Source organism: Arthrobacter sp. Y3223164, from assembly GCF_059091005.1.
This window is the reverse complement of the sequence record NZ_JBNHGF010000669.1, coordinates 1-923: the sequence shown is the minus strand read 5'-3', so window position 1 is coordinate 923 and position 923 is coordinate 1. Positions and strand designations below refer to the sequence as shown.

Below are 923 nucleotides of genomic sequence, written 5' to 3'. Positions count from 1 at the left end.
GACGCCGTCGATGCGCGGGAGCGCGAAGTGGCCGAAAAGCCTGGCGTCGGTCAGCGCGCGGCCCGGCCGGTCGGCGGGCATGGTCTCGGCCAGTTTGCGGCCGTAGGAGGAATCTGCCGGATCCGCCAGGCGCAGCTCGATCTTGGTGCCGAAGAAGGACTGCTGGGCCAGCCGGATCTCGTTTTGCCGGTTGGCGGTGGTGACCACGTGGATGCCGTAGCCGCCGCCGCGGGCGATCAGCGCGTGCACGGCCGGTTCGATGTCCTCGAATTCGTCGGTCAGCAGGCCGTAGCCGTCCAGGACCAGCACGACGTCGGCGCTCGGCAGCTCCGGAATCTTGCCTTGGGCGCAGAGCCTGCGCAGGGTGGCCAGCGAATCCACCTGGTACTTCTCGAAGACGATCTCACGCTCGCCGAGCATGGCCAGCACTTCTTCCACCGTGCGGCGGACTACCTCGCGGTTGGTCCGCACGGCCACTCCGCCCACATGCGGCAGGCCCTCCAGCGGGATCAGCGAGTTCCCCAGCAGGTCCACGCAGTAGATGCCTACCTCCTGCGGGCTGTGGGTCAGGGCCAGCGAGGCCGCGATGGTGCGCAGCGCGGTGCTCTTGCCCGACTGCGGCCCGCCGATGATGGCCACGTTGCCGCCCGCCGACTTCAGGTCCAGTTCCCACACGCCCTGCCACTGTTTGGCCGGGTCATCGAGCAGGCCGATCGGGACCTTCAGCCCGCCGCCGGAGGCGAGCCGGATGCCCTGGCTGGTGGTGGTCACCGAACCGGCGGCGGTGTCCAGAGCCAGCGCCGCCGGCAGCGGCGGCAGCCAGATGGGATCCACGGCGCGCGGGAATCCGGCCAGGGTGGCCATCAGCGTGGACAGGACGGTCGGACCGGTGGTGCGCTTGGACGCCCCGGTACGCGCCGGCC

General features: G+C 70.5%; 1 protein-coding gene. It reads right to left on the bottom strand.

The window, feature by feature from the left end; all coding sequences use genetic code 11:
- A partial coding sequence (locus AC5RUJ_RS17280) for an FtsK/SpoIIIE domain-containing protein (RefSeq protein ID WP_494156372.1) occupies positions 1–923 on the bottom strand: 923 nt, incomplete at both ends.